Origin of the sequence: Synechocystis sp. LEGE 06083 (genome assembly GCF_015207725.1) — a bacterium.
Classification (GTDB): Bacteria; Cyanobacteriota; Cyanobacteriia; order Cyanobacteriales; family Microcystaceae; genus Synechocystis; species Synechocystis salina.
In genome coordinates, this window is the sequence record NZ_JADEWJ010000008.1 from 24583 (window position 1) to 31647 (window position 7065).

At 50.1% G+C, this 7065-nt stretch carries 7 protein-coding genes and 1 pseudogene; 3 read left to right on the plus strand and 5 right to left on the minus strand.

Going from position 1 to position 7065, the window contains the following annotated elements:
• Positions 1 to 31 precede the first annotated feature (31 nt).
• A complete protein-coding gene (locus tag IQ219_RS01280; RefSeq protein ID WP_228016620.1) occupies positions 32 to 1891 on the minus strand; it encodes a heavy metal translocating P-type ATPase in 1860 nt (619 codons plus the stop codon).
• 397 nt (positions 1892 to 2288) lie between these two features.
• Between IQ219_RS01280 and IQ219_RS01285 the strand changes: the two genes are divergently transcribed.
• On the plus strand, positions 2289 to 3083 hold the full coding sequence (locus IQ219_RS01285; RefSeq protein WP_228016621.1) for a CPBP family intramembrane glutamic endopeptidase: 795 nt from the start codon (positions 2289 to 2291) through the stop codon (positions 3081 to 3083).
• A gap of 33 nt (positions 3084 to 3116) precedes the next feature.
• Here IQ219_RS01285 and IQ219_RS01290 read toward each other — a convergent pair whose 3' ends face one another.
• From IQ219_RS01290 to IQ219_RS20320, 4 genes are all read right to left on the minus strand, one after another.
• Positions 3117 to 3398 carry a metalloregulator ArsR/SmtB family transcription factor gene (locus IQ219_RS01290; protein ID WP_347338230.1) on the minus strand — a complete coding sequence of 94 codons (282 nt, stop codon included), beginning with the start codon at positions 3396 to 3398 and terminating at the stop codon, positions 3117 to 3119.
• A gap of 194 nt (positions 3399 to 3592) precedes the next feature.
• Positions 3593 to 4381: a tetratricopeptide repeat protein gene (locus IQ219_RS01295; protein WP_190595565.1), complete on the minus strand. Its 789-nt coding sequence runs from the start codon at positions 4379 to 4381 to the stop codon at positions 3593 to 3595.
• Between the two features lie 144 nt (positions 4382 to 4525).
• Positions 4526 to 5380, minus strand: a complete 855-nt coding sequence (locus IQ219_RS01300) for an arsenic resistance protein (protein ID WP_255512789.1) — start codon at positions 5378 to 5380, stop codon at positions 4526 to 4528.
• A gap of 170 nt (positions 5381 to 5550) precedes the next feature.
• Positions 5551 to 5679, minus strand: coding sequence for a hypothetical protein (locus tag IQ219_RS20320; protein WP_255512790.1), 129 nt, complete (start codon positions 5677 to 5679; stop codon positions 5551 to 5553).
• A gap of 274 nt (positions 5680 to 5953) precedes the next feature.
• Between IQ219_RS20320 and IQ219_RS01305 the strand changes: the two genes are divergently transcribed.
• Both IQ219_RS01305 and IQ219_RS01310 read left to right on the plus strand, forming a co-directional pair.
• Positions 5954 to 6448: a DUF411 domain-containing protein gene (locus IQ219_RS01305; protein WP_228016622.1), complete on the plus strand. Its 495-nt coding sequence runs from the start codon at positions 5954 to 5956 to the stop codon at positions 6446 to 6448.
• Between the two features lie 433 nt (positions 6449 to 6881).
• Positions 6882 to 7065, plus strand: a pseudogene (locus IQ219_RS01310) (peptidase M23); the annotation flags it as partial.

The following is a 7065-nucleotide window of genomic DNA, read 5'->3' on the forward strand; positions in this document are numbered from 1 at the left end:
AATGGTGATGGTGATTTTGCCTGATCTCGATCTATCGTGGATTGCGGATAATCCGCCCGGCGTTCAGGATGGCAAGCAGTGCCACCCCGACATCAGCAAAGACAGCCTCCCAAAGGGTGGCCAAGCCAATAGCGCCTAGGGCAATAAAGAGGGCTTTGACGGTCATGGCAAGGATGATATTTTGCCAAACCATGCGCCGGGTTTTTTTGGCAATTTGAATTGCTTCAGCCACCTTTGACGGTGCATCGGTCATAATTACCACGTCAGCGGTTTCGATCGCCGCATCGGAGCCAAGCCCCCCCATAGCGATGCCCACATCAGCCCTAGCGATGACTGGGGCATCGTTGATGCCGTCGCCCACAAAGGCCACTTTGCTCTTGGTTTGGCGGGCACGCCGTAAGAATTCTTCTAGGGCATTTACCTTGTCTTCTGGCAGCAACTCGGCTCGATACTGATCAAGCCCCAGCTCTTTGGCGACGTGTTCAGCTACCGATTGACTATCCCCAGTTAGCATCGCTGTCTGAATACCCTGGGCATGAAGCGCCTGAATGGCTTCAACGGCATCTTCTTTCAGCTCATCAGCAATAATGATGCGGCCACTATATTCACCATCCACAGCCAAGTGAACCACGGTGCCGTCTACTACACAGACATCGTGGGGGATGGCTTCGCGGTGTAGTAGCCGATCATTCCCCGCCAAAACAGCGCGACCGTTAACCGTAGCGCTGATGCCATGACCGGCAATTTCTTCGTAGTCTTGCACGTCGGAGGTATCAATGGTCTGCCCATAGGCTTGGCGAATTGACTGGGCTACCGGATGAGTTGACTGGGACTCGACTTGGGCGGCTAATTCCAACAGTTGAGGTTTGCTTAAACCATTGTGGGTGACCACATCCGTCACGCGAAAGTTGCCCTGGGTGAGAGTGCCGGTTTTGTCGAATACAACCGTTTTCACTTGGGTCAAGGTGTCTAAATAGGTTGAACCTTTGACCAAAATCCCGCGTTTGGCTGCACCACCCACCCCGCCAAAGTAGCCGAGGGGAATACTGATCACCAACCCGCAGGGACAGGAGATCACCAGCATCACCAGAGCGCGATAAGTCCACTCAGCCTGGATCGCTCCCTCAATAAACAAGGGTGGCAAAATCGCTACCGCCAAGGAAAGAAACACCACCACCGGGGTGTAATACCGAGCAAAACGGGTGATGAATTTTTCAGTGTCGGCTTTTTTACTGCTAGCGTTTTCGACCAGTTCCAAAATTCTGGCGATCGAGGACTCTCCAAAGAGTTTGGTCACCCGTACCGTGAGTAGTCCAGACTGGTTGATCATCCCAGCAAGCACGGTCTCGCCAGAGGCAACGGTGCGGGGTACCGATTCGCCTGTCAGGGCGGAGGCATCAACCAGGGATTTACCCTCCAGAATCTCGCCATCTAGAGGTACTTTTTCACCGGGACGCACCACAATCACATCCCCAACCTTAACGGTCTCAGGGGAAACCGCACGGATGTCACCATCAATGCTGAGGTTAGCGGTGTCGGGCCGTATCTCTAGCAGGGCTTTGATCGAGCGGCGCGATCGCCCCACCGAGTAGCCCTGAAATAGTTCCCCCACTTGGAAGAACAGCATTACCGCCACACCTTCGGGAATTTCGTGAATGGCGATCGCGCCGAGAGTTGCGATCGTCATCAGAAAGTTTTCGTCAAAGATGCGCCCCCGCAGAATGTTGCGCCCCGCCGTGGTCAATACGCTCCAACCGCTGATTAGATAAGCCGGAATCAGCACCGAATATTCGGCGATGGCGTAGGGGGTGTTGTGCAGTCGCTCATTAAAGATTAGTCCAATGAGAAAAAGAATGGCGGCGATGGCGACCGGTGTTATTTCGCGGCGCAAGTTGAAATCGTCGCGATCATGGGTGTGACCATGCTCGTCACCACAGCAGCTGCCCTGAGCCTCTGACCCCTGATTGGTAGCTGACGGGTGAGCAGCACAGCTATCTACGTCACCGCTTTGGTTAGAGTCGTGAGCGCAAGTACCGTTCGAGTGGGAGTCTGCCATTGGATTACCTGAAGATATTCTCCTGAACATCTGAAAACTTATTCAGATAATACATCATAAAATAGAATCTAAGACGACTTATAACCTCTCTTCCAGGTTTATTGCCAGGAGCAGAACCAGTGTTTTATATTCCTTCCCGAATGCTGAAATACAATGGCAACCGGATTAAACTGATGTTTTTGGCATGATTCAACTGCATAAGCTGGTTCACTATCCTGCCGCAATAAGGGTTTTGTGCTTTCTGTTATTGTTGGCGTTGGTTTGGGTGCCCATTGCCCTGTTTCTCTATGCGTGGTTGGGCACCGATGGCTCTCTGAGCGTTATTCCCTTAGTTTTGCTTTACGTTTTATTTGTGGTTTGGCTGGTGCCATGGGGTCGCCGCGTGCATGGACAAACTCAACCGCTGCGCGCCCACGGGCTAGAAGCAACAGCCCAATTTGGGCGAGAGCTAGCAATGGGGATAGTCGTGGGTCTAGTGAGCCTGAAGCTACTGTTTACCCTGGAGGGTTGGTTAGGTTGGCTCACTTGGCAACCAGCACCGCCCACCCTAGTCCGAATTGCCCTAGAGGGATTATTGGTGGGTCTAGCTGTTGGCTTGGCCGAAGAACTACTATTTCGCGGCTGGCTGATAGATGAACTGCGGTACAACTGGGGGTTTACTCCAGCACTGTGGGCCAGCGGCACTATCTATGCGGCAGTGCACTTTATCAAACCGTGGGAAGCTATTGTAGAGAGCCTGCCTAGTTTTCCGGGCCTACTACTGCTGGGGCTGACCCTTGGCTGGGCACGCCAGCACACTGCCGGACGGCTAGGACTGGCCATTGGACTGCATGGGGGACTAGTAGCGGGCTATTACCTAGTCGATGTGGGGGATTTGGTGATTTACACTGAGCAAGTGCCGGAGTGGGTAACGGGGCTAAACCAAAACCCGCTAGCCGGAGCCATGGGAGTCCTGTTTCTATCCTTTATTGGAATGGGTCTACGGTACTTGCCTAAGTCACATGACAGTGGCGTTAGTTATCAATAAAAAAATTTGCTTGCTGAACTGCAAAGCATTATGTCACTCATCCAGGTGTTCGGCCACTTCCCGGTAGAGGTTCATAATATGGTCGTCGGCAAGTCCATAGTAGACGTTGCGGCCTTGGCGACGGTAGGTGACTAGACGCTGAGATCGCAGCACCCGTAGCTGATGAGACACCGCCGATTCACCCATTTTCACCGCCGCCGCCAGATCGCACACACAAAGTTCTTGCTGGGCTAGGGCCGACAGTAGCTTGAGCCTGTGGGGGTCGGAAAGCGCACTGAAAAACTCTGCCATCCGCTGGGCCTTCTCGGTACTCAAAACCTCGGGTTGTACCTGGCGCACGTTGTCTAAATGCACTAGTGATGTGTCACAGCCGGGAGCGCCAGTCGCTTGAATGGGAAGTTTGTTTGTTGGACGAGCATTAGCCATCAATTAGGTTCCTAGGCTTTTTGTCCATGATACTGAGAATCGTTCCCATTGGAAATCTGTTCAGAGATTTAGGTTTGTTAGTTTTATGGGGTTTGTTTACTCCCCTGTTTCACCTGCTGTATGAACTGTAAAGTTTGCTGATAGCCTTGAGCATCGCCCTGGGTCTGAAAGAGCGCTTCCGCCTGACGCAAATCGGCCATGGCAGCTTGCGGGTTGCCGAGCTGGTACTGCAAAATACCCCGATTGCCGTAGGCTTCAGCCATCTCAGAATTGAAGCGGAGCGCGGTATTGAAGTCTGAAATGGCTGCTTTACCATTGCCCAGTTCAGTGTAGATTTTGCCTCGGTTGTAGTGGGCATCGGCGTTACCTGGGGCCAGAGTAATGGCAGTATCTAAGTCACGGAGGGCCTGGGGCAATTTGCCGGTGGAGGCAAAGACAAGGCCGCGATCTAAGTAAGGCTGCACAACGTCAGGAGCTAACTTAATAGCCTGGGTCAGATCGGCGATCGCTGCATCGGTATTGGTTATGTGAACATAAGCCTCTCCCCGGTTGTACAAGGTTTCTGGATGGTTGGGGCGAAGCTCAAGTGCTTTGGAAAAGTCGGTGATGGCTAGCTGATAATTTCTTAGGTCGTGGTAGGCAATACCGCGATAAAAATAGGCGTCGGCACTGCTGCCATTGGCTTGAATAGCTTGGCTGTAGGTTGAGAGCGCTTTCTCTAGCTGCCCCTGCTTCGCCTGCTGTCGGCCCTGATTTACGAGACTAGTGCTAGCTTGCTCCACCGCATGGGCACTCCGCATGCCTACTGGACTTCCAGGGGCTGCCACAACCACGATTCCTAGAGCTATCGCTAACATTTTTTGGATCTGCATGGTTCTTCTCCCGACCGCATGAGTGAGCTATGGGTCTTAACCTTTAATCTGTACCGTAAGGGCTAGACAGGACTCTAAACTAGGGTCTTAGGACGCTTTACAAGCTGAGCTATCCCCATGAATCCAAAACTTTGGTGGTTTATTCTATTCCAAACGTGAGGGCTTGGAATAGTCAGAGCGAGAGCGCAAGAGTACCTGCGCCACCAGTGCCATAATCGGCAGTTCTATCAGCGGGCCGATTACCAGGGTTAGGGCAATCAAGGGGCGATCGCCAAAGGCGGCTGCAGCTACTGCTAGAGCAACCGGAGAATTCCGCGCTAGGGTTGTGCAAGTTAGGCAAGCTACCTCTGAATAGGCCAACTTTATGGCTCGGCCTACCAGTTGGGACAGGAGGAAATTGATGATAAAAAATAGACCAATTGGCAGAAGTAACCGCAGCACGAGGTCGGGTTGTTGTAAAACGGTAGCTCCCTCGGCGGCAAAGATAGCAACGATCGCCAAGTTTAAGCAAAGGAGCTGTACCATCGCCACCTGCGGCAGCTTTTGATGGAGCCAGGTTGGACCCTTTAGCCGGCCTATTGCGTAACGAGACAGTAAAGCCAACCCCATCGGAATCAACAGAACGATAGCTATTTTGCTTACCAATACGCCAAAATCGAGGGACACCTCGGCCTGGGCAAATAGAGCCAGATAAACGGGCAACAGCACCATCTGCAAAATAAAATTCAGCGGTAGTAGCGCCGTTGCGAGGCTAACATTGCCCTTGGCAATGCCAGTAAATAATAAATACCAGTCTGTACAGGGGGTCACCATCAACATCAGTAGACCCACCCGCAAATCCGGCGCATCCCGCAGAAACAGGACTCCTAACCCCCAAGCCAGCAGGGGTGTCCAGACAAAGTTGATCGCCAAACTAGAAATAGTCACGCGGTAGTTGCGAAAAGCTCCGCCCAGATGCCGCAGCAGAATAGGCAAAAACGCCGCGTACAACATTCCCATCAACAGCGGTGTAATAAGATGGCCTGACAGGGTAGCAACATCACCTATTAGGGACAGACCTAACCCCAGTAGTACTGAAAAGATAATTAGTAGGGGCTGCGATCTTTCAAACCAGGTCATGCTTAAAATATCAGGTCTACCACAACAAAGATACGCGAGACGACATAAGGTCAGGTTTTATCTCTACCTCTCTGCGTCATCGCTACCCGCTCCCCCAGGCGATCGCCATTAAGCATCAAGGGCATATCGAGGTGAAAAGTCGAAGGGAAAAGAGCAGTGTTTTTTTGTGTATCTACCATTTGTCAAGGTAACTTTACCATGCTAAATGACAAATACCTGGGAATATTTCCTACTTCGTCAACAAATATAATAGTAGCAGTAAGGGGCGTTAATATGATGCAAAAAATTGTTGATTTCATCTCCATTTTATAGTTATCTGTTAATATAAAAACTAGCAACACTTGTCCTATCAGTTTAGCTAATCTGATAGGATGGTTGGTAAACCATTGAAGGAACAAAAATTATGTTAAATATTCGTTTTATTGCGGCAATCGCCGGTGCTAATTAGTCGCCTTGTTCGGGAACCTTTCTTTTTACCCGAACAACAATGCTATCGCGCTTTCTCATGAGAATAATGCCACTGTCTTAGCCAGTGTTTGGGATCAGTCCCGAGAATCTTACACAGGGAATAACAAGATGACCGTTTATCGTAGTCCTTCCTGCGGTTGTTGTGGTGGTTGGATTGACCATGTAAAAAAACAAGGGTTTCAAGTTACGGATATTAAAACCGATGAAATGGACGTGATTAAGCAACAGCATCAATTGCCGCAAACTTTAGCCTCTTGTCATACTGCGATTATTAATGGCTACGTCATAGAAGGCCATGTTCCGGCTGATGATATTAAACGTTTTCTCAAACAAAAGCCTCAAATGGCGGGGTTATCTGTCCCGGCCATGCCCAGTGGCACCCCCGGTATGGAAATGGAAAATCGCAAACAACCTTTTGAGGTTTTAGCATTTAATAATAAAGGAAAGGTGGAAATTTTTAAACGTTATGAAAAATATTAAGGCCCAAGCAAAAAAGACATTATGATTAAGATTAATCGTCGTCAATTGTTATCCCTAGGAACAATGAGAACTGGTATTGTTTTGTCCGCCCATTGAGGAATAAAATTCCGCAATGCCCCGCGGCAAGGGGCATGTACCAAAAGAGATTCAATTAGCAGATTGAAACTTTGTCTTCTTATTATGGTACCTGCCTTTTTTCAGGGCTATGCAAAAAACTATAAAAGGATATGTCAACCCCTAGATTTCCACTACAGACACAGCAAAGAAACCCTATTTAGGAAAGGGGTTGACGATCGCCTCGGCGGGCCATGAAGTTGCCTAGCCTTAGTACCAGAAAAATTCCGTTCCACCCCCTTCTGTTTGCATTTCCAACCTAACCCTCTACAATCAAGGGAGTATTTTGCCATCCGTATGTGTGTGTGAGGACCTGACCATGCAGTCCCAGTCAAAGTTAAAAGGCCAGAAAACAAGTTTTCGTCAGGGCTACAGTCTCTACAATCTGTCCTTAGGCGGGCTTGTTATCCTTGGCAGTTTAGTTTGGTCCTTACCCGGTGGTACTACAGGAAGCTTGGAAATTGATGCCCCCGCTCCGGTGGCCCCAGTGCAACCCGTTACCC

Excerpts from the sequence above, each read along its gene's own strand:
- IQ219_RS01295 (WP_190595565.1), bottom strand. The coding sequence starts at position 4,381 with ATGCAGATCCAAAAAATGTTAGCGATAGCTCTAGGAATCGTGGTTGTG.
- IQ219_RS01300 (WP_255512789.1), bottom strand. The coding sequence starts at position 5,380 with ATGGGAATGTTGTACGCGGCGTTTTTGCCTATTCTGCTGCGGCATCTG.
- IQ219_RS20320 (WP_255512790.1), bottom strand. The coding sequence starts at position 5,679 with ATGGTAGATACACAAAAAAACACTGCTCTTTTCCCTTCGACTTTTCAC.